The sequence below is a fragment of the Polynucleobacter sp. MWH-UH2A genome (assembly GCF_018687195.1).
Lineage (GTDB): Bacteria > Pseudomonadota > Gammaproteobacteria > Burkholderiales > Burkholderiaceae > Polynucleobacter.
This window is the reverse complement of sequence record NZ_CP061321.1, coordinates 294,053-320,051: the sequence shown is the minus strand read 5'-3', so window position 1 is coordinate 320,051 and position 25,999 is coordinate 294,053. Positions and strand designations below refer to the sequence as shown.

General features: G+C 39.5%; 24 protein-coding genes and 1 pseudogene. All 25 read right to left on the bottom strand.

All coding sequences use genetic code 11. From position 1 onward, the window contains the following. Window positions 1-8: 8 nt before the first annotated feature. Complete coding sequence (locus tag IC571_RS01720) at window positions 9-1,097, bottom strand: Gfo/Idh/MocA family protein (protein WP_215317123.1); 1,089 nt, start codon at window positions 1,095-1,097, stop codon at window positions 9-11. Window positions 1,098-1,108: 11 nt separating this feature from the next. Beyond that, the gene (locus IC571_RS01715; RefSeq protein ID WP_215317121.1) at window positions 1,109-2,206 is read right to left on the bottom strand and encodes a histidinol-phosphate transaminase; all 1,098 of its coding nucleotides are present in this window, start codon (window positions 2,204-2,206) and stop codon (window positions 1,109-1,111) included. Beyond that, the gene (locus IC571_RS01710; protein WP_215317119.1) at window positions 2,196-3,143 is read right to left on the bottom strand and encodes a class I SAM-dependent methyltransferase; all 948 of its coding nucleotides are present in this window, start codon (window positions 3,141-3,143) and stop codon (window positions 2,196-2,198) included. Before IC571_RS01710 ends, IC571_RS01715 begins: the two co-directional genes overlap by 11 nt. Then, window positions 3,133-4,086, bottom strand: coding sequence for an NAD-dependent epimerase/dehydratase family protein (locus IC571_RS01705; RefSeq protein WP_215317117.1), 954 nt, complete (start codon window positions 4,084-4,086; stop codon window positions 3,133-3,135). Before IC571_RS01705 ends, IC571_RS01710 begins: the two co-directional genes overlap by 11 nt. Beyond that, window positions 4,083-4,997: an FkbM family methyltransferase gene (locus tag IC571_RS01700; protein ID WP_215317116.1), complete on the bottom strand. Its 915-nt coding sequence runs from the start codon at window positions 4,995-4,997 to the stop codon at window positions 4,083-4,085. Before IC571_RS01700 ends, IC571_RS01705 begins: the two co-directional genes overlap by 4 nt. Continuing rightward, the gene (locus IC571_RS01695; RefSeq protein ID WP_251373465.1) at window positions 4,994-5,590 is read right to left on the bottom strand and encodes a hypothetical protein; all 597 of its coding nucleotides are present in this window, start codon (window positions 5,588-5,590) and stop codon (window positions 4,994-4,996) included. Before IC571_RS01695 ends, IC571_RS01700 begins: the two co-directional genes overlap by 4 nt. Further along, window positions 5,591-5,737: pseudogene (locus tag IC571_RS10525) on the bottom strand (cytidylyltransferase domain-containing protein); the annotation flags it as partial. Window positions 5,738-5,776: 39 nt separating this feature from the next. Then, window positions 5,777-6,424, bottom strand: coding sequence for an HAD family hydrolase (locus IC571_RS01690; RefSeq protein ID WP_215317112.1), 648 nt, complete (start codon window positions 6,422-6,424; stop codon window positions 5,777-5,779). Between the two features lie 2 nt (window positions 6,425-6,426). Continuing rightward, window positions 6,427-7,308, bottom strand: a complete 882-nt coding sequence (locus IC571_RS01685) for an NAD(P)-dependent oxidoreductase (protein WP_215317110.1) — start codon at window positions 7,306-7,308, stop codon at window positions 6,427-6,429. Then, window positions 7,301-8,242, bottom strand: a complete 942-nt coding sequence (locus tag IC571_RS01680; RefSeq protein WP_251373534.1) for an NAD(P)-dependent oxidoreductase — start codon at window positions 8,240-8,242, stop codon at window positions 7,301-7,303. The genes IC571_RS01685 and IC571_RS01680 overlap by 8 nt, the downstream gene beginning before the upstream one ends. A 76-nt stretch (window positions 8,243-8,318) precedes the next feature. Beyond that, window positions 8,319-9,806: a lipopolysaccharide biosynthesis protein gene (locus IC571_RS01675; RefSeq protein WP_215317106.1), complete on the bottom strand. Its 1,488-nt coding sequence runs from the start codon at window positions 9,804-9,806 to the stop codon at window positions 8,319-8,321. 44 nt (window positions 9,807-9,850) lie between these two features. Beyond that, a complete protein-coding gene (locus tag IC571_RS01670; RefSeq protein ID WP_215317105.1) occupies window positions 9,851-11,629 on the bottom strand; it encodes a B12-binding domain-containing radical SAM protein in 1,779 nt (592 codons plus the stop codon). Window positions 11,630-12,004: 375 nt separating this feature from the next. Then, window positions 12,005-12,715 carry a 6-phosphogluconolactonase gene (gene pgl / locus IC571_RS01665; protein ID WP_215317103.1) on the bottom strand — a complete coding sequence of 237 codons (711 nt, stop codon included), beginning with the start codon at window positions 12,713-12,715 and terminating at the stop codon, window positions 12,005-12,007. Between the two features lie 12 nt (window positions 12,716-12,727). Continuing rightward, entirely contained in the window at window positions 12,728-13,480 is a 753-nt protein-coding gene (locus IC571_RS01660; protein ID WP_215317101.1) for an AAC(3) family N-acetyltransferase, read from the bottom strand. 47 nt (window positions 13,481-13,527) lie between these two features. Beyond that, complete coding sequence (locus IC571_RS01655; protein WP_215317100.1) at window positions 13,528-14,853, bottom strand: DUF4910 domain-containing protein; 1,326 nt, start codon at window positions 14,851-14,853, stop codon at window positions 13,528-13,530. Between the two features lie 68 nt (window positions 14,854-14,921). After that, window positions 14,922-16,727: an LIC12162 family protein gene (locus tag IC571_RS01650; protein WP_215317098.1), complete on the bottom strand. Its 1,806-nt coding sequence runs from the start codon at window positions 16,725-16,727 to the stop codon at window positions 14,922-14,924. 1 nt (window position 16,728) lies between these two features. Beyond that, window positions 16,729-17,388 (bottom strand): cytidylyltransferase domain-containing protein, encoded by a 660-nt coding sequence (locus IC571_RS01645; RefSeq protein WP_215317096.1) that lies wholly within the window; start codon window positions 17,386-17,388, stop codon window positions 16,729-16,731. 32 nt (window positions 17,389-17,420) lie between these two features. Next, the gene (locus IC571_RS01640; RefSeq protein WP_215317094.1) at window positions 17,421-18,491 is read right to left on the bottom strand and encodes an N-acetylneuraminate synthase family protein; all 1,071 of its coding nucleotides are present in this window, start codon (window positions 18,489-18,491) and stop codon (window positions 17,421-17,423) included. 18 nt (window positions 18,492-18,509) lie between these two features. Then, on the bottom strand, window positions 18,510-19,199 hold the full coding sequence (locus IC571_RS01635) for a glycosyltransferase family A protein (protein ID WP_215317092.1): 690 nt from the start codon (window positions 19,197-19,199) through the stop codon (window positions 18,510-18,512). Window positions 19,200-19,215: 16 nt separating this feature from the next. Then, window positions 19,216-20,373, bottom strand: a complete 1,158-nt coding sequence (locus IC571_RS01630; RefSeq protein WP_215317090.1) for a DegT/DnrJ/EryC1/StrS aminotransferase family protein — start codon at window positions 20,371-20,373, stop codon at window positions 19,216-19,218. A gap of 9 nt (window positions 20,374-20,382) precedes the next feature. Further along, window positions 20,383-21,504 (bottom strand): iron-containing alcohol dehydrogenase family protein, encoded by a 1,122-nt coding sequence (locus IC571_RS01625; protein WP_215317088.1) that lies wholly within the window; start codon window positions 21,502-21,504, stop codon window positions 20,383-20,385. After that, entirely contained in the window at window positions 21,501-22,514 is a 1,014-nt protein-coding gene (gene galE / locus IC571_RS01620; protein WP_215317086.1) for a UDP-glucose 4-epimerase GalE, read from the bottom strand. Before galE ends, IC571_RS01625 begins: the two co-directional genes overlap by 4 nt. 103 nt (window positions 22,515-22,617) lie before the next feature. Continuing rightward, window positions 22,618-23,499, bottom strand: a complete 882-nt coding sequence (locus IC571_RS01615) for a Wzz/FepE/Etk N-terminal domain-containing protein (RefSeq protein WP_215317084.1) — start codon at window positions 23,497-23,499, stop codon at window positions 22,618-22,620. 86 nt (window positions 23,500-23,585) lie between these two features. Further along, entirely contained in the window at window positions 23,586-25,013 is a 1,428-nt protein-coding gene (locus tag IC571_RS01610; RefSeq protein WP_215317082.1) for a hypothetical protein, read from the bottom strand. Next, window positions 25,010-25,999, bottom strand: coding sequence for a GDP-L-fucose synthase (locus IC571_RS01605; protein ID WP_215317080.1), 990 nt, complete (start codon window positions 25,997-25,999; stop codon window positions 25,010-25,012). The genes IC571_RS01610 and IC571_RS01605 overlap by 4 nt, the downstream gene beginning before the upstream one ends.

Here is a 25,999-nt window from a genome sequence, read left to right as displayed (position 1 = left end):
AAAAAATTTTATGCGTCATAAGTTCGATATAAGCTAGACAATCTTTCATCTGCCTTTCCTAATCGAATTGAACCTTTACATTCATTTACATTTACCCATTTTTTTTGCTCATCACTTTCATAAAATGAGTGAAGTAAGCGTATTGTTTTCTGAGCATCCAAAAATTCAACAGCGGCGGCGCCTGACTTCGTTAATGCATCATAAACGCCCTGATAAATATCGTTATGGCCAAGCCCATAAGCATCATTAAATGTATCGCTGAACTTTATTTGATCTTCTGGATTTGGCGAAAAAGTTACTAACTTGTCGGTGGCCCAACCTCCAATCATAGCCAAGCCCTTTGTACCAACAATTGACAAAGATGACTCATAGTCATGTGGACGCGCTGCTGTTGTGATTTCGACTACACCAAGAGCACCTCCCTCGAATTTAAGTGTTGCGACTACTGCGTCCTCGGCCTCAATTTCTGCAGAATATGTATTCATCACTGCATTTACACTTTCAACCTCCCCTACAAGATATCGCAACATATCTAAGTGATGTATGCCTTGGTTTGTACAACACCCCCCATCTAGTGCGTAAGTCCCCCTCCAAGGATCCCTATCGTAATAACTTTGCGGTCGACACCAACGCATTCGGACAGTTGCTACAACTATTTTCCCCAACTCATCATTCTGAATAGCCCTACGCACCCTCTGTACACAATTGTTAAATCGATATTGATGAACTGGAAATATCTGAACTCCAGCGTTTTGTGCGGCTTGCTCCAATGCTAAACCTTCAGATATTGTCATTACTACAGGCTTCTCAATAACTACACTCTTTTTATATTTTTTAACTGCATCTAAGGCATGCTCAAAATGCATTCCACTAGGGGTAATTACGGCTACCGCGTCAATTTCTGGATGATTTCTATACATTAAATGGTAATTGGTATAACGGGGAATAGAATCAGAAACACTTAACTCTCCCAATCGATCCTCTCTTAGATCGCAAACTGCAGCGAGATTAAGAAGGGGGTTATTTTCAATTGCTTTTATGTGATGCCCTGCGACTCTCCCGCACCCTAAAATTGCTATATTTAGAATTTTTTTCATATTTCAAATGCCTATTTTTCGATAATTCTCTGACCATACTTTTTCAAAATGGGAGCACAGTCTTCCCAAAATTTTTCCATTAACTGTAATGGGCCAATGCCTATACGAACGCAATTTTCTAGTGGCACAAAACTAAATGGGGGCTTAAGTACATATCCCCGCTCCTTGATAGCCTTAACTGCCAGGACACCATCCTCTTGAGAGTTACACTTGACTAATAAAAAGTTACCATGAGAAGGAAACACCTGAATTCCAGATAAAGTTAAATTCTTAAAAATATAATTCCGCCCAGAAATAAAACTTTCTATACGCGATTTGATCCAATTTATGTTATCTAAAACGTACACCGCACACTTCAAGCCCAAACTGTTCGCATCTGTGACAGGTCTTAATAACATTAACTCATTAATCCGTGACGGGTTAGCAACACAATACCCTACCCTCAATCCCGCCAGACCAAATGCCTTGGAGAAGGTCCTAACTACTATCAAGTTATCAAAACTTTCTACAAATTGAATAGCAGTTTGCTTGGTAAATAAATGGTAAGCCTCATCCATAAGAACAATTACATTTTCTTCTGCTGCGACCTTTAAAATTTCCTCAAGTTCGCTATCAATAAATATTGTCCCTGTCGGCTGGTTTGGATTAGCCAATGCAAGCAATTTAATATTGCCTGATTTAATAATTTTTATAATTTCCGAAACATCAATTTCTAAATTTTTTGAATAAGGGACTTTTATTTGATTTGCCCCATAAATGTTGCTGTAGACCTCGTACATTCTCCAACAAGGGTCTTGTATTAGAATATTGTCCCCAAAATCAATATAAGTTTCGAAAATATTTTTTATTGCCGCATCCGATCCGGCAGTCACGTAGATATTTTCTGATAAAACTTTGAGCCATGATGCCAATTTACTAACCAAAACCTCTGAGTCAGCATAGGCAGCTATATCATGCGGTGATATAGAGGCTAGAAAGTTTGCAAGATGATCCTCATCAAAGCCAACCGGGTCTTCATTTCTATCAAGCCGAATCAAACCACCCCTATCTAAATAGGGGTCAAATTTTCGATTGACTAATTTAAGTCTTTGACTAGCCTTAATTGTCATTCTTCACCTTAGCAACAGCCCATATACGATCACCATACCCTTGTGAGCTTAAATAGTTTTTATATTGCTCATTTATATCACCCCAAAAAATGGTCCATTTCGCATCATCTGCTCCTGGGGATAATTCAATATTCGGTAAAATTGTCCTCGCTGCCAAAGTTTCCGATGGTTTATGTCGATAGGCCCAATTCAAATGATTTCCAATAGGGTACTCTTGGATTGATTCAACCACACCTTCATAGCCAGCCATATCTAAAACTAACTGCAAGGTCTTTGGTGAATAGTAGTACAGGTGCTCGATGCAAAAATAGAATTGTAAAAACTCAGGAATTGCATAAAGGGAAACCAAAGGGTCCATTATGTTAGGCGCTACAATCGCAAGACTACCCCCAGGCTTTAGGTAACTTTTTAATTCCTTCAAAAATGTTATTGGATCACCAATATGCTCCAAAACAAAGACCAGGGTAATTAGATCAAAACGTTGAGATGAGAATCGCTCTCGCAATGGGGCATCGGATACATTCATGCCAAGAATAACACTACAGTACTCCACCTCTTTTTTGCTTAACTCGCTGCCAAAAACATTTTTAGCGGCATCCTTGATGCCCATCATTACATGGCCTGTGGAGCAACCCACATCCAATACATCTTCATTTCCCCTAAGCAAACCTCGGATCTTATTAATCCAAAATTTAGATGCCCCCAACATTTTTTCAAAATGTTTTTGTGGGTCAAGCATATCCGGATCTACATGAGTGAGATAGGTCTGGTGATAGTCAACTTCATAAAAATTCTTAGGAAAAGAAAAAGAATTTTGATCCAAAAAAACTAAAGAGCAACTTTTACATGAATAAACGTCTGCTGTTTTACCAAATCTTAGCCTGTTGGTTATTAGGGCTATATCCCCCGAATGACATAGTGGGCAATTAGCGTTCATGGCTTTTTGGTCTGTTTAAATTTTTAAAAAATTCAACCATCCTGGGCACCCCGCTTTCGAGAGTCCATGCTGGCCTCCACCCCAGTTCAGATTGCAATGCCTGTATGTCCGCATACATCCCAAATTGGTCTCCCGGAGTCCCCCCTAAATAGTTAATTGGATGCTCTGTTTTGTTAACAGACTGTAGCAACACTTGAAGCAATTTCTCAACGGTAGTAGGCACTCCTGAACCTAGATTATATGTTTTTCCATAGGTAGCCTCAGAATTGAGTGCTGTCACCCAGACTGTTACAACGTCTTCTATGTAGATAAAATCACGATATCTCTCTTTTGATCCTTTCACTATTATCGGCATATCTTTTATCAGGTATGCTAGATAAATACTAATCATGCCCTGCATTAAATTATCAAGATTTTGATTTGGGCCGTACACACTAAACATTCTAAAGATTGTCGCGTTTATTCCATAATAATTTGAATAAAAATTAATGTACTTCTCCGCGGCTGCTTTGCCTACGCCATAGAATGTCTTGGGATTATGCTTTTCATTGGATTTAACCGGTTGAATTGCGACATCCCCGTACACCGACATTGAACTAGCATATAAAAATCGCTTAATATTCTTTTTGCGACAGTGCTCAAGCAATAAAAACGTTGAAACGACATGACTCTTCATATCATATGATGGATCATCAAAAGACGCTTCCCCAGATGATTGAGCGGCCAGATGAAAAACAGCATCAAAGTGCTGATCATTTAATCTTACATATTCATGCTCTTGGGATAAATCCATTTTCAAAAAACTACAGCCACTTGGTATATTCTCGATCTTACCGGTAGAAAGGTTATCTGCAACCATAACCTGATTACCAGCTTTCAAAAGTCTATCCGCAATAGCGGCGCCTATAAAACCAGCGCCACCAGTAACCAAATAATTGCTCATTTTTTAAATCCAATAATGCCTTTAGCCAACTTAAAAAGTAGGCTTGCTCCAGCATCAACCTTAGAGTACTTATAAATATTTAATATATCGGTTTTAATTTTTTTGACCTCTTCAGTCGAGAATGGGATCCTCGGAATAGAAAATATATCGAGCGCCCGTCCTGGTTGTTCAGCTGCTACAGCTAGAGTAATAAATTTCAATAGTGAAGCTCGAGCTTGTTCTGGCGGCATCAAATCGATATTTTTTTTCAATAAGTTAATTGATGGCATGAAAAAAGCTTTCCCCCATACTGGCTCACCCTTAACATGCAAATTTTTAACACTTTCAGGACGAGCAAAGTCTATGGCTATATCAACCAATTCAAAATCAAATTTACGCATAAGCGACTCAATATCTCCAAACCATCCCTGCCCAATCCATGCTTGAGCCAACTCAAACTCTATCTTTAACAGCTTTACAACGCCACCAGATAATAGCGCGCTTGAGCCTTGCAATACCTGCAAATCATGCCCCTCCACGTTAATATCAACAGCATCAACTGTCATATGATTGTCAGCCAAATACTTATCCAAGGTCAGGCACTGCACATTCAAAGTGTGGTGAGTCAACATGCCCTGTTGACCAAAACGCTCTACAAATTGATGAGATGGCAAATGCAATGAAGAAGCACGCTCATCATTTGCTACATTAAAAACTTTATTGAGACAATTATTTGAGATACAAATAAAACTATTTTCCCTATCTTCTTGCGTTGGCTCAACATTGAATTTTTTTAACGCCCCCTCAGGCAGAAAACTCCATGGAGCCTTTAATGCCCCCCCGGAACCTACATCAACAAATCCTATCTCTAGAGAGCTACTTTCAAGGATATTTTTACAAAAATCCGCAGTCCTTTTTGACGTGAAGCTCATGAATTGTCTTTCGAATGATCAGTAAATCCGTGCTTACGCAACCAAAACTCTACAGATGGAATTTGCCATTCATAATCAACATCACACCCACCCCAGGAACGAATGGGGGCAATTTTCTTTCCCATCCATTTTTGAGGCAACAGTCCAAAATCCATATTCTCCATACACCTTGGTCGTACAACTGATAGGGACATGTCTGCAAAATGTACCTCACCCTGAGAATCGCGATCACAATTCAATGTTTTAGGATCGCCAAATGTTTCAAAGGGTACAAAAGGGATCAGGCAACCATCAGTATCAACTTTTCTAGCCCTTAAAGGGCTCCACATGTTGTACACCGAGGTTGTTACAGCTGAGTCCAATGCGGGATCGCCCCTCAAAATATTAATACCCTGGTCAATCAGATCAGTAGAAATAGTTGCTGCATTTGCAAAAAGAAGAACTAGCATTTCCAATTCCTCACCATTATTACCTAGCCGTTTTTTAATTTCTCTATAACCATGAGCAAAAACATCTTCACCTAAGGCCTCTTTTGTAGCCAATTCGGGCGGCCTGTCAATAAGCTCTGCACCCATTTCTAGGGCGGTTTTCATAATCGGCTCAGAGTCTGTGGATACAAAAATTCGATTTATGAGTTGAGAATTCTTTGCAGCCAATAAGGGATACTCACAAAGCGGCCTCCCAAGAACTGGATAAATATTTTTTCCAGGAAAGCCCGTGCTCCCCGCCCTACCAATCATTAACGCACAAATCATTTCGTCACCATATTTAGCGCTTCCTCAATTATTTTTAATAAAATTATCTATTACATTTCCGATATATTTGCTGGCGTATTTTTGATTATTATTGTGGCGCCTCAAAATAAAAGAAATCCCATTTTTTTGAGCTGCTTCATAATCAGAAATAGAGTCGCCTACCATTATGCAATCATGAAATTTTAAAGAATCTTCTTTAAGAATAGTTGAAATTGCAGATATTTTACTTACCGGGGAGCCAAAAATTTTTTTAAAACTATATCTCATGCCTAAATGATCAATAATTTCTTCAATCTCATTTTGGGGTGTAGCTGAAACAAGATAAAATTTTTGCCGATATTCATTCTTTTTCAAAAATAAATCGGCGCCAGGAACCCAGTCAGAATTTACGACATTAGAAACGACAATTGATCGAAATTGTTTATCCAAATAATTAATTTTTTCATCATTAACTATTTCGTTGACCCAACTTAAATAAAGTGGAAATTTCTCGTATCGCGAAATGCCTCCATTATCATAATGATGCTCAACTATCTTTTGGGTTACCTTAGGACCATACCGAGAAAATAATGTGATAAAAGCCTTTTTTTTAATATCAACAGATTCTTTGATAACCCCATCAAAATCCCAAAATACATTCGAATAATTTTTAATAATATTGTGAAAATCCATTATTAAGAAATTTTGCTCTTATATTGATCTATTTCATATATTAGCTGTAGCAAACCTTGTCCTAGATCTACATGCATTGGAGATATATATTTTCTGCCTATTTTATTTTGATATGAATAAGGGGTCCTAATATAGTGTCCTGCAAATTCCCGCTCTTTAAACTCAATATCTTGATTAATTCCCAAAATTTCAGAAATCATTTTTAAGAGATCTAGCACTCTCATTGGCTCTTGGCCAGTTAATACCACGTGTTGATTTAGAAATTCTTTACCCAGTGCTTTTACACTCGCACGGGCAGCATCTTGAACATGGATATATTCCCGCATGGCCTCTCGACTTCCTTCGTAGCTAACCTTACCCGTTTCTAGTGCAGACTTTACGATGCGCCACAGGCCATTGTGCTCATCTGATCTCGGCCCATAAAGTGATCCGTAGCGCAACACCGTATAGTCAAGCCCATAAGAGCGCTGATACTCTTCAACATATTCCTCTGCAGCCCTCTTGCTGCAACGATAAAAACCGCCGTTTCGACTATGAACATAAACCGTACTGGCATATAGAAATCTTGAAACTCCATTCTTCCTGCAAGCCTCTAGGGCCATGACATTACCAAGGATGTTCACTTGAGCAGTGAGAAAAGGCTTCGTTAACGCCTCATCTAAATCAGCTATAGCTGCAAAATTGTATACAGCAATACAATTTTTTGTAGCGCCATTTAAAGCGTCTTGATCAAGGATATCCCCCTCAATCATTACCTGCTCAGGTCGCTTCCATTTAGAAAATTTGGTATCAAAAATATTTACCTGATACCCAGCATCAGTTAATTCATCACATACATGAGAGCCTAAAAAACCAGCTCCACCAATGACGCAAACCTTATCCATTAATCTTCTCTCTGGCAAAATCAAATTCAAAGCCCGGAACTACTGACTGTAAAGGCTGACCGCTAAAGAATCGAATCACTTCGCCAGTGGCTTCAATTTCCATCCTTGCTCTGCAGTCCACAGACATTGAACCCATATGAGCTGTTAATAGGCAATTATCAATTTTAGAAAGTGGTCCCTCGTATGGCTCATGCTCAAAAACATCAATTGCTGCGCCAGTCAAATGCCCCGACAAAAGTACTTCCGCCAAATCGTGTTCGTTAACAATACCACCGCGCGAGGTATTAATAAGCACAGCATCAGGTTTCATTTTTAACAATTGACTCCTTCCAATCATGTTCAAAGTCATAGATGTGAGCGGAACATGGAGCGTGATAACATCAGACTTTGCATAAATTTCTTCTTTAGATGCACAAACGAGATTGAGACCACCGCTAGAATGATAATTAATTGGATTTATATCATTAACCAATACATTCAATCCCGCATGACCTGAAAAGCCTGATAAGCAATTCAAAACACCTTTACCAATCCTGCCATAGCCGATGATGCCAATAGTCACTTCGGAAATCCGACGCCCAAAATATCTAGTCCATCCGCCTTCATGCATTTGGGTATTAGCTAGATGTATTGATCTAAGCAAAGATAAAATTAGACCAACCGTCAATTCAGCCACAGCGGGCGCAGGCGCATCGGGAGTATAAGAAATTTTTATTTTGCGACGCTCCGCCTCAAGCAAATCCAAGCCATCTAATCCTATCCCAACTCTTGAAATTATCTTCAATTTTTTGGCACGATCAAAAACTTTTTTGCTAATTTTCTCTGTGCCTGCAATCAAGGCATCAAAATCACCAATCAATTCAGCCAACTCATCTTCTCGTAATTTTCTACCAAGCGGATTAATAACATATTCGATGCCCGCACAGGAAAGCATCTCGATAGGCATTTTTTCTAACTCGCAGAATGGGACCGTAGTGATTAGGACTTTTGTCATAAGTCATTTAATAAATTTATATTTTATAAAAAAATAGATCTCGTTTATAAAAACCAAATACTTTAGGGAAAAAAGAAATCGAAACGAATAATAATATTGAAAATATTAATCCCGATAGAAATAAATTAATATATGTACTATTTGTTAAAAATATATTTAAAGCTACAAGCTTAGATAAAAAACCAAAAGCTATACAAAAAACCCCTATCGATAATAATGATTTATACTCAAAAAGTATTTTTAATTTTTTCGATAATAAATATAATGATGTAGAAACTACTAATACTTGAATCAATACTGTCTTAAGGGCAAACCCCCAGGCACCTAAATTAAACCCAGGGATATAGGCGGACTGCGGTGCTGTAAATATATAGGTGATAATTATGCTAATAAACATATATAAAATACCAACCAATGATTGAATTTTTATTTTCTCATATGCGTAGAATGTTGTTGTACCCATCTGACTAAAGGATTGTAGCAATGGAAAAAAGAGCATTATCCCAAGAACCTCGGCACCCTCAACATAGTCATTACCCAGTAAGATACTTATAATTTCATTCAACCATGGGTAGATAAACGCAGATATAGAGATTGTTAACAACATTAAATTTTTTGTGGTTTTGGTATAAAGATCTTGAACATACTTAAAGTTCTTTAAAATCTTAGCATCAGCAATCTCTTTCCAATAAATATTAACACATGCAGATGTCGCAACAGCCGATATTGAAGCAATCTGAAAAGCTATTCCATAAAAAGCCTGCTGAGTATTGCCACCATACTTTTGAAGCAGCCATCTTTCTATAAAATCATAGAAAATTGATATTATGGTGTAAGGTACAAATAGTAGGTATTTATTTTTATAATTTTTGAAGAAAATTAATGATTCAATATTACCATATTTACTAACTCTAAATTTTATCCTCGACAGCGTAAAGACTGATGCAAAAGTCCATTCAATTATTATTATAATAAATACAAATTTTAAATCTAAGTATTTTAGATAATAGGCGCCAAACAGTAAAGTAATATTAACAACCGATGTTATCAATCCAACTTTTTGAATTAAATAGGTCTGCTTCTGGGACTCAGAAAGCTGAACTAGAGTTGACCAAAATACTGTTTGAATATAAGTTGCGATGAGCGCTAGGATGATTAGCTCTCTTGAATTATCTCTCCAAATTAAATAAATTATCGACTCAGGCAGGAGGAAGGCTATCAAGGAAATTGAAATAATTAACTGAATAGCAATCCAACAAAAATAAGTTGTGATGAATTTTTTACCTCTCAACCTCCTTGCATTAAACGTAAAAAATGCAGTGGAGATGCCTGGATCAAAAAGCTGCTTAAATGCAAGAAATATCCCGCCTAGAAACAACATTCTACCAAAATCATCCGGCCCTAGTGCTCTAGCTAGGAAGATGCCTGATAAAAAGGCGATAGCTGACTTGAGCGCATTTCCAAAAATGCTAGATAGAAACCGTTTGTGAACTGTAGCTGTCAAAATTCTATGTCATACATCAAAAATGCTGGTGGTATTTAGAAGCGTCATCTTCCAAGTCTCAATGGCACCATATCAGGGGACTCATCAGCAGCAGAAGCATCCTTTGAAATTTTTACTATTTTTCTTAGAGACATCTCAGGATTCTTGTTCTTTCTTCTATTAAAGCCCATACTCCAAGCAGTGTGGCTAGCTATCAATGGAATTCCGGTAGAAAAAGACCCCCCCTTAAAAAAAGCCACAAAAATTGCCAAGACAGGATAGAACAATGGTCTTGTGAGTCTATTAAGCAGGAGTGGGGATAATTTCGGGGTACGCTGAACATTAAAATATCCTCCGAAGGTTAAATCCTGACGAGGATCAACTTGTAGCGCAGCATCCTTTGAAGTATGCAATCCAATTTTTACCAAAATTAATTTTAAGTAGTACTCAAAAATTTCTTTAAGCGACAAACTTGACTTACCTTGAGTAAATCTAAAATGGTGCGCGTCAAGCTCAGAAAGAATTATCCATCTCCACATTAAAACTTTTAAAAGAGGGGAATCTGTGCAATTGATAAAATGATCATCTTTATATGCATCGGTATCACTAATTCTTAATAAGTAACTCTCCTCAGCCTGAAGAGTTCTACCGATCTTACCCTGCTCTCTTAAGTACTCGTATAGGGGTGTTCCAGGTAAAGCCTGGGCGTAGTTAATGCTAATTAATTCACTAGGGGGTCTAAACTTCCATTCCAGAATATAAGGGGAAACCTTTGTAAGAAATTCTGTTGTCTCTTTAATTGTTTTGTCATCCTCCCCGGGCATGCCAATAACAAGCTGAATAATAGTAGCAATTCCAGCCTCACCAGTCCACTTGAGAGCATTAATATTTTCCTCGACTGTGGCCTGCTTTTCCATTACATCGAGAATTTTTTGACTCCCAGATTCAATACCAAAATGAGCTATTAAGCAGCCGTTTTCGGCCCATAATTTTAAATCGTCTCTTGTTACCGTTCTCGCCCTTACTCCAGCAACCTTCCATGGCAACCTAAGTTTGCCCAACTCTTCTGCCAATCCTCTCGTTAACTCCCGATCAGCTCCAAAATTCTCATCACTAAAAGTAATAGCATCTATACCATATTGACTTTGTAGATATCTTATATGCGAAATAATTTCTTCAACAGACTTTGCACGATACCCCTTTTCCCATCGGTGGCAAAAGGTACATCTTGCAACACAACCTTTTGCCGCCATAACAGTTGCAGATTTTGTGATGGCGGGTATTACAGTTTTGTGGCGATCCGATGCATGCAAATGCAAATCAAAAACACCGTCTGAAGGAAAAAAATAATCTACCGATCCATCTTTCTCAAGGATACGATAATCTGGGTACTCGATATGTTTTTTATCTGGCCTTGGGCCATATCCAGTAAAAATAAAATCATTTGATTCATCAAGGTAACATATACCCTCAATATTTTGAAAGCTCTCTTTGAATGTAGAGCGCATGGGAGCTTTGCGAATCGCGTTTACCAAATTTTGAATAATAATTTCGCCATCCCCAACCACGCAAACATCAACTTCAGTTTTCCGAAGTAAAATTTCTGCGCTAGCTCCCAAATTTCCACCCAATATAATTACAACGTCAGGCAGAACCTCACGAATTGCCCCAGAGAGCCACTTTGTATATTCATAGGCGGTAGATACTACAGCGCTAATACCGATAACATCGTAATTACTCGAGGCAAAATACTCTCTGACCTCGTCACGAGTAGGTCTAAAAAAATCGATATTATAGAATTCAGCCTCTATTCCTATATTTGCGAGCGCTTGTATGATCGCCATACTTCCCATAGGTGGGAAGTTTGTAGGTATTGGCCTAATAGGGGTTGTACAAATGCAAATATTCATATTTTATGCAAACTAAAATCTAAATGACGTTTTTCTGCTCATAATATTAATTATCGAAAAATAGTAAAAAAATTATTCTCTAAATAAATGGACTAAGCGCCTCAAGCAGCGTGTTCTTAAATAAATATTATGTATGATGTAACTCAATATAGCTTTAAAAGCTCTCACTTTAGAATGTATTTGAATTTAGACATTCCCAGATATTTTTTATATTATATATTGACGAAAATAATTTCAAAAAATTAATCTAGTTTATCTTATCAGGAATTTTAAGAAATTTAGAGTTTCGATTCTTTTATATATAAAAGCCTACAGGTACCTCTTCTCTATAAGCCAAATAGCTCTTGTCAGAAGTCTGGCTGGAATGGCCTCAGACCCAGTCGCAGAGCAATCAAAATGTAGGGATTTAAAAATAGCTGCTTTTTTTGGGCCAGGTGCAAGAGCAAAAATACTATCCGAATCCTTTATAACTAGAGGGGATATTGTAATTCGAATGCTTGGCTTATAAGGCGTAACAACAGGTAGCACTCTTCTTCTTTTCTCACGTATTGCCAAACTACCCGGAAACAGGGATGCAATATGTCCATCATCCCCAATTCCAAATAGGGCTACATCAATTTGCTGAGGCAGCAAAGCAGCATAATGCATCGCCACCCCTTCCAGATCAGAGGAATCGGCTTTAATTCTATGTAAATTACATCCAGGTGGAATGCCTCTTGAGAATAAAGTGCGATTTACAAGAGCATAGTTACTGTCAGGTTCTTTGAAAGGAACGCAACGCTCATCACCAAAATAAAAATCTATGTTCTTTAAATCTTGAAAAGAGCTCTTTGAGGACCAAGCCTCATAAAGGGATGCGCCACTACGACCGCCAGTAAGCAATATAGAGCATTTCCCTTTCTCCAAAAGCACCTCCTCAACCTTAGAATGCAAGATTGATGCCGCTTCAATTACCCAATCATCAAGACAAAAAATATTCATACCTGAGATCATCTGCACATACAAATTGCTGTACAACATGAATAATTATGATCAAACTTTACCCGACAGTAGTGGAGCACTTACCAATGGAAAATATGGTTCAAAATTAAATTTTTTAATTAATTCCTCAACCATTTTCTTGCTCGAGCAAATAGAAACATTGCCATCCCCAAGATTGGCAGAGACGATAACTTTCTTCACCCTTAAGTATTGATTAATTTTTGCAGAATCAATTTGTGGCTCTGGCTCCAAATCAAACCGCCTGGCATAGTAATTTATAGAAACCCTTTCCCTTAATTCACCATCAATTACATCGCCTGCAAAACTTTTCCAAAATCTATAGGGAACTTTTGCACGCTCTTCTGCCATATGTACAAAAGTTTCCACAAAGGCAACTCCATAAAATAATATTTTGCAGTCTAACTGCAATAGAGCATCAAAAAAACCACCTTCAGAAAATTCGCTAAAACTCGTCGAATTAGTGATTTTGACTGCATTCTTTCCTATTGCCGCAACAGAATGAAAAGGGTGTCGCGCTCTATGGGCTTCTGCATGAGTTCTTACGTGCTCTGAAAATGCCCCCATACCATCGCAAGGGGTTTTGCCCCTATCGAATATCCCCCCACTACAAAAGGCAAAATTAAATGTTGGAACTACGATTGTTCCACTTTCACCTACTAAATCTAAAAAAATATTTAACAAAATATCTAGTTTGTTAATATCGCCATTTGCATTGAATTTACCAAGCGCCTTTAATCCCGAGTGTATAAAAAGGCAATCCCCCTTCTTTACACCTAAAGCCAATAAACAACTCCGTATATCATGTTCGGTATACATCTATGCTAAACCATTCATTTCAATAGATCTGCATTTATAAGTATTTCTGCGTATTTACAAAGATTTTTCATTTTAATTTTTGTTATTTTTGCTATATCTACCAAGTCGCTCTTGCAATCCGCATAACTTAAAATATACATAATAGCCTTTAATTGCTCCTGTTGATCCTTCAAAGAATCACTACTTGCATCCCACGTTTGAGGAGAATTAATATTCGGATAAAGACCTCTCTTACCCAATTGAATCTCACAATAGGGCTCGACCCTTTTTAAAGGTTGAAGGAGTTCGTGCATTTTAAGAATATCTTCAATCTTAGTTATAGTTGTAAGAAACTCGTCTAGCTGAACAAACTCTTTATCATCTGCTGAAGTATGGTACTCAGGATAGGATCCATAGATTGTCCTGGAGATTTGACCAACCGGGAGATTAAAGCCTGCAGAACAGTACTGCCTCTCATCACTTCCCTCGGATGGATCAAAATCCCTAGTTTCAATTTCACCCTCTTGTTCTAATTGTAGAAATAATTTATCTAGGGATGAATCGCCACATCTAGATTTTTTATAGCTTAATTTTTCGTTTGAGCCCCCTAAGCATGTCAAGACTAATCCTGCCTGCATTGATTTTGCAATCTCGCTGCCGTGTTGCTTAAGGAAGCAAATCGAACCAATTGTTTCTGGATTTACAACGAAAAGATAATCGAAGCGCCTATTTTTCCACTTTCTCACACGCTCATATAATGCCGCAAGCATAATAGGCCCACTAAGTTCATTATTAGCTAAAGAAGGATGACATAAATAGCTAGAAATTAAAATTAATTTTTTCTCCACCCCCTCATTAACTGCATCCCCCCTTAAGTACTTATAGCCATACTCAACAATTCCATCAACAAATGATGACTTAATGACTGCGCGATATTTACCTGATTTTAACTGTTGCCTTTGTTTATGAGTAAGACAAAACCCCCACGTTTTTTTATAGTAGGAAGTTACATATGGTATCCAGTCTGGATGCTCTGGAATAGAGTGAAGATTGCTTTCCAACTCTTTGAGCTCCAAAATTTTATCAATTGACTCAGAATAATTTACCACCTCAAGATTATTCCTCTTAAAATCTGAAATCTTTTCACCATCTGGGCCGAGCAAGTAGGCGTCTTCTATTACCCACTCCTGAGGAACCGTCCAATCAAAAACTTTTGTTCCAGTTGGTATTCCGTCTATCTCAAATGGAATATACCGGGATAATATTTTTAAAGACTCTCTGTAACCAGAGCCTGTAATACTTCTTGGCAATGGAAATAATTCATCAAATAATTTTTCTATATCTAAATTACTTTCTAACATCTATTTCTAACCCTTAATTCATGCAATCAACTAATGAGAGATCTCTTGGCGCCCTCTAAGCAACTCACTCATGCCTTACTTAAACCAGAAGTTGAGAGTGCCAACTCTTGAATGAGTACCCTCTTCAAAACATCTCCGCCATCCATAATCTCAGCACAATAATGGTCGCAAAAAAAGTTACGAGCATTTTGCACAGATTCACTGTACCACCATCCATCAACATCATTCCATATGGCAGCAAGATGTTTAGCAGCAGACTGTGGGTTTGTATGAAAAATACCCCTCTCAGACAGCATATCAAAACATGGCTTTGCCTCTGGTTTATTTTCCCAAAAAAACGGGTTCCAAACCATTATTGTCGGAAAGTTTAGAGAAAGAGATTCGAGATATGTGGTGGCATTGTAGGTGGAGATAAAAATTCTGTAGTGATGCATAATATTCCAAAGGGAATTTTTACCATAATCAAGACAAATATTTGGAAATTTTGACCTCCATCGAGACTCTTGATTCCATCCATAATCTGATTGGTATAAGCGAACTGTAGTTTTTTCGCGTATAGACTGAGGCAGCGCATTTATAAATTTAAACTGCTCTTCAAAATAATCAATCATTTGACTTGATATAGCCATGGCCCTTATATCAATGGCATATTTTGGCATGTTCCCACATGCAATTAATGCTCCGCCACTTTTACTCGGCAATATTTTTTTTTGTATTCGAAAATTTCCTACTGGAATCACTTTTTCAGTTAGGCCATTAACCCATCCTGCACTCAAATATCGATCTGCAATATCTAGCTCATACCTATGGACTCCATTAAAAAGTCCGACCCCCATCCCCCCATGCTCCCCGACAATCAATCTTGAGCCCTGCTCAATCTTATATGCAGCGAAAGCTTTAAAAGAGTCGTCCTCACAATGTTTGTTTGTTGTAAAAATAATTTGTGCTTCCGATGACTTCGAGCGAGTAAAAACATCTTTACTCATTGAAGCATAACCTTCAATAAATATGGTCGGCACAAAAAGGGGCAGTGATTCTCTTATAAGCTTCTCGACAGCACCGCAACTCTCTTTAGAAGCCAATTTCCACTTTCTAACACTCGAGTCAAAGGTAGAATTATTCTCTTTATTCCATGAAATTCTGAGCAAGGGGATTTGGTTGAGTCTCAATTCAAGAGTTATCAGCCTCCAAAAGGGTAGACTTGTGCCTATTAAGAAGAATTTATCACGTCGTTTAATGAAAAATATTAAATCACTAATTGTTGACCTTAGAAAATTTTTAACCTTTGTTAGGCAAGTTGTTTTTTTTGCAATCCTGTGAGGAGCAGAGTCTATATGATTTACTAAGATCTTAAACTCATCCATGCTCTTTAGAATTAAAGCAAATAAGGCGTGGTTCCAAATATTACTTTCTGAACTGAGCTTAATAAAATCCGATGTATCGGCGGAAGAAAAAACATCATCCTCAGTGTTAATCACTAATGTTGACTCCGGCTTATATAGAGCCGCTAATTTCATTGAAGAGTACCTGTCGATCATTACCGAAATGAATACACTTAACCACCAACCCATCAATAAATCCCAATACTTCTTGCTATGCTGAGTTCCATGCAATATGTTCATTGCCGTTGCCAAATCTGGTGATATTGATTGACGAATATTCTGAAGAAGATCAAAATCATCCTTGAGCTTTTCTCTATCATTCCAATGGTATGGAACAAGGATGCGCCCTCTTTTTTCTAAGCGAGCCTCCCAATTCATGGAAGGCCTGCACCATTCACCGAGAAGCAAAATTTTACCTTCAGATGGCCATGTCTCAATGAGGTCGGTAGTTACGAGCGTTAATTTTTCGCGCTTCAATTCTTGAGATAACATATTAGCCGGCAAGAGCCAAAGAAACAATTTCCATTGCAGACGTTTTGATATTGACACCTTTATGCAATAAGGACTTTATATATTCATAATCTCCAAGAGTATCAATATCAAATCGCATCTCTGGTTTATTAAGCCCAGATGGGGCTGGAACAGCCTTAATAACATAATCTGCAGGGTTTTCCACAAGAAATAAAGTGACATGCTCCCTATGTCTTTTTTCTACAGCTCTATCGGCAATTTCAACCATTAACTTAAACGATAAAATTTCTGCGCCAAAGCCATCTGAATAATGACTACCGAATAGCGCCCGATGATTGCAGGCATAGTCGCACTCATTATTTCTATAAAAAGAAATTAAACGATCAATTTCTTCTGGATCCACAAAAGGATTATCAGCGCAGATGCGTACAATTAAACTTGCATTATATTTTTTTCCAGCCAAAACAAATCGCTCTAAAACGTCTTGCTCACTTCCGCGATAAACTTCGATACCAAGGCTTTCGGCTATGCGAACAAGTTCATCGTCCCGCTCCAAATCGGTTGTGGCTAACAAAACCTTATTTACCAGTCGAGATCGACTGGCGCGCAATAAAACCCATTCAAGTAGCGTTCGCCCACCCAAGGGGGCAATCATTTTTCCCGGAAATCGAGTGGAGCCCATGCGAGCCTGAACTAGGGCTATAACATCAGACATTATTCTGGTTTTGCAAGATCAGACCACTGAAGAATATGATCGGCCTCACAAGCGTTAACTAAGTGCTTACCCACCACTTCATCCCAATAAAGAGGGCTGATACCAGTTCCGGGTCGCTTATAAGTAATTAACTCGGGCGTAAGAATTGAGCCTGCCGGCAAATTCTTAGATAACACAATACTTCTTCGCGCATTTTTCCTTGATAATTCTTCCAATTGAATCGGCTTTTTATGGTCACATGACCCTAATAGTACATTTATTGTTTTAGAAATATCAACAAACCGAATAAGATCCTGAACGTCCATGGCATGATAGTGATCATTGCCCGGCAGGGTTTTATCGTGTGTAAAGTGCTTTTCAAGAATAACTGCTCCCAATAAATATGCCGTAACTAAAGGCGTCATTGCATCATCCGGCAACGTATGATCTGAGTAACCAATTACAAATTCTGGATACGTCTTTTTGAGGCCCTCTATCATCCTCAAATGAGCGTTCTGATTACTTGTCGGATAATTTAATATGCAGTGCAACAATGCAATATCATTGCAGCCTGCTCTGCGAATTGATTCAATCGCAATATCAATCTCACCCAAAGTTGACGCGCCGGTTGATAAAACAATTGGCTTATTTTTTGATGCCACCTTGCGCAAAAATGGGATGTTGGTAAGATCGGCAGATGCAATTTTAAAAAAGGGGACTAACGGGTCCAGAAACTCAATAGAGGCATCGTCAAAAGGTGTTGATAAAAAATCAATTCCTACACGATTGCAATGCTGGGCAAGTTGAACAAATTCATTTGCTCCGAAGTTATCGTACTTCTTAAATAACTCATACTGGCTAGTTGTCGGCTCTTTAGAGGTATCCCAATAAGATGGTGAATGCTTTGAGGCCAAAGTATCAGCCTTATAACTTTGAAACTTTGCTGCATCAGCGCCACCCTCTTTAGCAAGTTCTATAAGGCGAAACGCCTGATTTAAAGATCCCTCATGATTTACTCCGATTTCAGCTATAACATAAGGGGTTGATTTGGATCCGATAATACGTCTACCAAGGTTAATTGATGCTGTCATTTAGGGTGCCTTTATAAATTACGCATCGCCATTAGAGCCATGCTTTAGGATTAAATCCCTCTGATACTGATCCATCTTAGCTAAATCATTAGTAATATTATTCGCGTGACGTCTATAGCGATAGAGCGGGATGTCAAGACGCTGAATTTTATATTTTTTTTCAAAGCGAATTTTTAGTTCACGCTCTTCATGCAATCGAAACGCTTCATCATAAAGACCAATATCTAATAAATGTGATTTACGAAACATAATTCCACAGGCAATCGGATCATCATCACAATTACGGCGTTGAATTACATTTTCCTCATCATCAACCAAAAGATAATCACAAGCTACTGCATCTACTTGCTGATTGGCATCAAGGTAAACCTGTAAAAAATTTATAAAATTGGTATTTACAAAATCATCCGAGTCTACTCTAACGATGAAATCCCCACGTGCAGCTTGTATACCTTTATTTAAAGATGCTGGTAAACCAATATTAACCTCATTGTTAATTATTCTAATAGGTGACTCATGGCTATCAACAAATTGCTCTAAAGCATATGCAGTTAAATCTGTACTCCCATCATTTATAACAATAACTTCATAGCACTCATGGGAGAGAGTCTGATGAAGTAAAGAACGCAAGCAACGGCCGATGTATTGCTGCTGATTGAAAACCGGGACAATTACTGAAACAGTAGGCTGAAAGAAATTTTTTTTCATAAAGCAGACATCAAATCTACAAAGCCTTTCTTATAGCTTCACGTAATTTACTAGGGAAATCTTCCCTTAAAAATACCCCTACTGGAATAGAAACGGCCCTTGCAAGGATTTCAGCTGAAGGCGTAAAGGCCGCAAGCAAATCACCCCCATGCGCAGCAACCAACTCTGGCATGTGATCCCATGTTCCCGCAAAATGCCAGGTATAGGCTTCGGGGAGAATTTTTGTAGAGAGCCCCACTTTTAATAGCTCATCTCGACAACGGCGAGCAGCCTCATTATCTTTAACCAAAAAAACTAGAGCGTCTGCCGTATCATACGAATTATCGGGCATGGGGCGTAATTTAAGATTTGGCAAATCAGAAATTGCCTCCCAGAGCATCGCCTTGTTTTTTCTCTGGGCCATCACTATGTCAGGTAATTTTTTTAATTGAGCCAATCCAATCGCTCCCTGCAACTCCATCATGCGATAGTTAAACCCACTACTTGAGCGAGTATCTTCCCATCGAGGAACAAGGGGATTATTTTCATGGCCATGGTCATGCCAAGCGAACGCTTTTTTATAAAGTTCATCGCACTTAAATAAAACCATTCCTCCTTCGCCGGTGGTCATTGTTTTAGCAAAATCAAAACTGAAAGTTCCAATATCACCCCAAGCACCTAATGCAGTTTCATTAAGATTACCACCGCACCCCCAGGCCGCATCCTCAATTAATGCAATATTTTTATCGGCACAGATTTTAGAGATTTTTTCAAGATTGGCGGGTACCCCGAGCATATGTACTACGATAACTGCTTTCGTTTTCGGACTAATTTTAGCGAGCAAATCATCAGGATCCATGTTCAATGAAAGATCAACTTGGGTGCAAACTGGGGTTGCCCCCGATTCAATAATTGCTTCTACGGTAGCCACAAAGGTGAAACATTGGGTGATTACCTCATCACCTGGCTTCACCTCCAGCGCGGCTAGCCCGACTCTCAATGCAGCGGTGCCTGAGGTTACAGCTAATGCATGCCTGACGCCCATCGCTTTTGCAAAAGCAGCCTCAAAATCCCTCACCTTGAAACAGTCGTTGCGTATTGCATCAAATCCATGCCTAAATAAGACTCCGCCACGCGAAAAAACATCCTGAACTTCACGCAACTCCTCATCACCGATCACTTCATATCCAGGCATTCGTATTCCTTACATTTTTAAAAAAAGTTCAAGAACTTTTTCATGGTTCAATATTTTTTTAAATTCCTCACCAAGAGCATTCGTCAGTGGCTTTTCATGAATAATGGTTGATGCATAAAGCTGCTGAAATTGTTCTTCATTTAAATCTCTACAAATACCCTGTGGAATATCAATATCTTGCTTTTCAACAATTACCCAAAACTCTTTATACGCCTCAGGGTAAAACTCCTCCATAGCCCTCATAACAATACAATTAGCTACGCAGTGATGCAAACCTAGAACAACACTCAATCCTGCCGAAAAAGGATGAACCACCCCAACATAGCTCGTTGCAATTGAACATCCACCTAAATAAGACGCAACCATGAGGCGATCACGATTATCGATAGACTGCATGTCGTTACTCAAAAAAACTTGTCGGCAAAGATTCAGAGTCTCTCTTGAATATGCATCTCCTATTGCATTTCGATAAGAACCTGATAGGGCCTCAACGCAATGAATATATGCATCCATGCCAGTGTAAAAATATTGGGCACGAGGTACTGTTTTAGTCAGATCAGAATCCATAATGACATGATCAAAAACCGTATAGTCGCTATTCATACCTAGTTTTAGTCCCGTAGCAGAATTAGTCATGACGCATGTTCTGGTTGCCTCAGACCCGGTTCCAGAAATAGTTGGGATACCGAGCTTAAAAATTCCTGGCACTCTTAGCAGATCCCAGCCTTGATATTGCTCTGCCTTACCTCCATTTGTAAGCAAATTGGATACGGCTTTTGCAGTATCCATTGTTATTCCACCGCCCATCCCAACAACGGCACATGGCTCAAAAATCCCAGAGCTTTGAATCTGACTAACCTGAGAATCAATGCTACTAGTTTTTGGCTCATTAACGGTAGAAATAAAACAAATTAAATCCCCTGGCTCAAAATTCAGTATGTTCTTTAATTCCGCATTTGACTTAAAGAATTCATCTACCAAATATACAACTTGGGTAGATTTATACATACTTTTTGCTTGCGCTCTCTTTTGTTCTAATAATGGGCCAACCTCTCTAATTGATCCACTGCCTATGTTGTAGCGACCGACATTTTTAACAAGCTTAATTCCAGAGTTCAAAATAGATGTCATATGTTCTTTCTTAACCCATTAGAGCAAATGTATCGCCAGGAATCCTGACAACTGAGTTCAATAGACCTTTTCGCTCTCCACTGTAGCCTTTCATAAGCCATATCAACCTTGGCCCAACACTCGCCAATATCACCTTGACGTCTTTCCAGAATTTCGAAAGGGATTTTTCTTCCTGAAATTTTTTTATAAGCAGAAACCAGATCTAGAACGCTTATGCCAAGCCCTACACCCAAATTAATCGCATCCCAGCCAGAATAACCACTCAAATATTCCAAGGCTGCCAAGTGCCCTTCAGCTAAATCCATCACATGAATGTAATCTCTTACCCCGGTTCCATCGGGAGTGGGGTAATCATTTCCAAACACATTTAGAGAGGGTAGCTTACCAGATGCAACAAGTGCAATATAGGGCATCAAATTACCAGGGATATCACCAGGATCCTCACCAATTAATCCAGACTCATGTGCTCCTACTGGATTGAAGTAGCGTAAGCAAATAATCTTCCACGCAGAATTAGAGTTTGCAACATCCTTAAGCATTTCCTCAATGTGAAGCTTGCTTCTGCCATAGGCATTCGTTGCGCCAGTAGGATGAGCCTCATCAACCGGCAAATACTGGGGGTTGCCATAAACGGTTGCGCTAGAGCTAAAGACTAATTTCTTTACGCCAACCAATTCCATCGCCTCAAGAAGGCTGATGGTACCCTGCACATTATTGGTGTAGTACTCAATGGGTTTTTCAACTGACTCGCCAACAGCCTTTAATCCAGCAAAATGAATTACCGCATCAATTTTGTACTCTCGCAGGGTTTTAGTGACTAAAGAGGTGTCACGAACATCGCCTTCAACGCAATGCAATGGCTTGCCTAAGATTTTCTGAAGACGCTCTAAAACACTGGGATTACTATTGCAAAAGTTATCCAACAAGACCAACTCGTAACCGGCCTGTGATAACGCCACTGCAGTATGACTGCCAATATACCCAGCACCACCGGTTAACAGGATATTCACTTAAATAATGTCGTTTGAATTAACTTGATTGTTTTTTAAACAATCAGGGGAGTTAAGCCCGCTAATGCCCGATCTCGTACCTTTGTTTGTACCTGACTGGTCATCACACCACCCCCACCCTATCAAACTTTAATTTAGCGTACCCTTGGCGCGCTAGGGCGATGAGTAGTCCTAAGCCTAGTCCAGCCAATACTCCCATTAAGAGTGCGATGTGTTTTTTGGGGCTTACGGGCTGATCCGAGGCGTAAATTGGCGCAATCGGGCGAGTGGCCCGACTGGCGTTTGCGGCAATCAGGTTTTTGAGCGCACTGATCTCCTCTAGTAGATAGCGGATTTCGTCACGGGTTGCCAGATAAGTTGCACTCATTGCCCCGCCAGACTTCTCGGTCTTTGCGACTAGATTGATTGCCTCTTGCAAGCGCAACTGATCATCGGCAAGCTTAAGTTTTGCCTCCTCAATATAGGGCGTGACAATCTGCGCTTGCGTGTTTTTGATTAAATCAAAAATCGCATTAGCACACACCTTAGCACTTTGAGGGCTAGAACCAAAAGCTTTGAACTCGACTACATTAGCCACCCCTTTGGGGATGCTTAATTTAACTGATTTACTCAAACGCTCGCTCGCATTAGCCTGGCTTTGTATTGAATCTTCTTTACTACAAGCGGTTACGACTTCTGGGGTAAAGCTGGATGGAGAAGATAGGCGCGCAATCAGGAGCGCTGGCTCTTCAATATTAATGCCAAGGGGATTGAGATTGTTGTTGTTGTTAGTGGCACCGATTTGCGCCATGGTGATTTGGGCTACGGCCTCATATTGCTTGGGGGTAATCGCTAGGTAAGCAATTGCAGCTACCAATCCTATGATCCCCGTAATGAGGATTGTTTTGTAGGCCCTTTTGAGAAAAGCCAGGATATCCAGCAGGGAAATTTCCTGATCATCTTGGATGCTAGGGCTACATGAAGAAGGCGTATTTTTTGTATTCATCAATTGCTATGCAAGAATTTGGTTGCTTCTCAGGTATTGCGGAGTTTCCAGTACTTCTAATATTATGTAATAAATAATACTAATTTTCATAATTTTAACTGAGTGAGCTTCGCATTGGACTCGATCTGAGATCCTAACTGACTCACCGTGGCCAAAAAGGCTATCAGATAGACCAAAATTTCAACCCCATGCTGAACGCTCAACTCACCAACTGTGTATAGCGCACAGATACTGGCTGATAAAACAAACACAAATCCATCGACCGCATCTCGCCCACTTAATGCTCGATACAGTAGTAACAATAATGGGCCCAACATCATACCTATACCTGGTATTCCATAACTTAAGGTCAAGTCAACCCAAGCACTATGCGTTGAGGGAATGTAATCCACATTCTTGCCAAATTTTTCTTGCAGTAGGCGTGGAAATGAACGGGACAGTACGCCTATCCCCAGGGGGTTTTCGGGGATAAACATGAGGATTCCTGCAGTAGCCCAAGCGGTGCGCTCATAGGTATTGGCTGCAACCACGCTACCCGAAGCAGATATTGGATACCCCAATACTGCTGGATCTCGCCAGTTTGGATAGTCATGAATTCTCATTGCTATTCTCATATCTTGGAATAAAGTTTGCCAACCTGAATTTTTGCTTGCCTGAATCTTGCCAAAACCTAAAGCCAACATCAACACAAGCAAGAAAACGACCATCAGTTTGAGCAATGATTTTCGGGGTAATGCAGCTGAATTTTTGCGACCCACCATACCCAAGATGAGCCAGCACAATGCAAATCCTAATGTCAATACCGTCAAGCCAATTCCGTTGCGAGCCTCAAAAACAAATACATAAACATATAACGCTACGACGATTGCCACTAACCAGATCAGCGCTACACGACCAAGGCTAACCGGGTCATTTAATCGCAGAAAAAGTAGGATAGAAGCAGTTAAGCCAGCAACCATAACTGACCCAACCAATACCCCATTGATTTTGACGTGATAGATATAAGAGCCGACATATTCGGGCGCAAAGAAACTGTGCGCCGCTAATGCCTTGGGAATATATTGAAGCAATAGAAACGCAAAACTTAGCAAAATGCCTGCCCAAAGATAAATCATGCCTGCAGGTTTTTTGCTCAAAGCCATTGCGGTACCGATCGCCAAAAAGACAGCCAATGCAGATCGAAGCCATGTACTAGTGAGTTCGTTTAATTCTTCTGCAGGATAACGAGAAAAAAATACATAATGCAGTAGCACCCATACGAACATCGCCATTAAAAGAACTAATGGAAGAGCGTTCTGTGAAAACAAGATTTCTTTTAATTGCCCGAGTTTCCATTGAAGCCATAAGTAGAAGATGCTAATAACTGCACCGCTTACCAAAAGGATATTTCTGAGGGCAATCGTATGTTTTAACGCCCAAATACCCAACAGAATTGAACTGATAGCGATGAGGGCGTATGCTAAAAGCATCTCTTTGCCGGGAGCGGAAGAGTCGGTACTGGTTATAGCATTCACTTCTTCGTTCCCTGGTCTAGCCAACTAATTAGATCTTGATATGCGTTAGCTAGTCCTTGTGATAAGCCCACCGATGGCGACCACCCCAAACGGTTTAGCCTAGCTGAATCCATCCACTTTCTTGGAGCGCCATCAGGCTTAGTGTGATCAAAATTAATTTTTCCTTGATAGCCGACAGCCACGCTTACAGCATGCGCTAATTCAGCAATCGTTACGTCGCTACCAAAACCGACATTAATGTGACTTTGCATTGGTTCTGTTTGCGCATCATAGGCCGCTTTATCAAGCTGCATGACAAAAACACTAGCCGCAGCCATATCGTCAACATATAAGAACTCACGCCTTGGAGTGCCCGTACCCCAGATCACTACCTTTGGAGCATTACTTAGTTTGGCTTCATGAAAACGCCTGATAAGCGCCGGTATAACGTGACTATTTTCAGGGTGATAGTTATCACCAGGTCCATAGAGATTGGTAGGCATTACTGAACGATAATCAACCCCATGACTTTCACCATACTGGCGGGTATAACTCTCGCACATTTTGATGCCGGCAATTTTCGCAATCGCATATGGCTCATTCGTAGGCTCTAGCTTTCCAGTGAGAAGTGCGTCTTCACTCATAGGTTGTGGCGCTAATTTTGGATAAATACAGCTTGAACCTAAAAAAAGAAGTTTTTTCACGCCACTCATAAAAGCTTGATGAATTACATTGTTTTGCACCATCAAGTTGTCATAAATAAACTCGGCAGGATAGGTATTGTTAGCATGTATGCCACCAACCTTAGCAGCAGCCAAATACACCTGATCAGGCTTCTCTTGCTCAAAAAATGCTTGTACTGCCACTTGATTGGTTAAGTCAAGCTCACCATGGGTTCTTGTAACGATGTTGTGGTAGCCATGGGCCTGCAAATTGCGCACAATGGCAGAACCAACCATGCCCCGATGACCGGCTACATAGATTTTCTGATTTAAATCCGCTTGCAT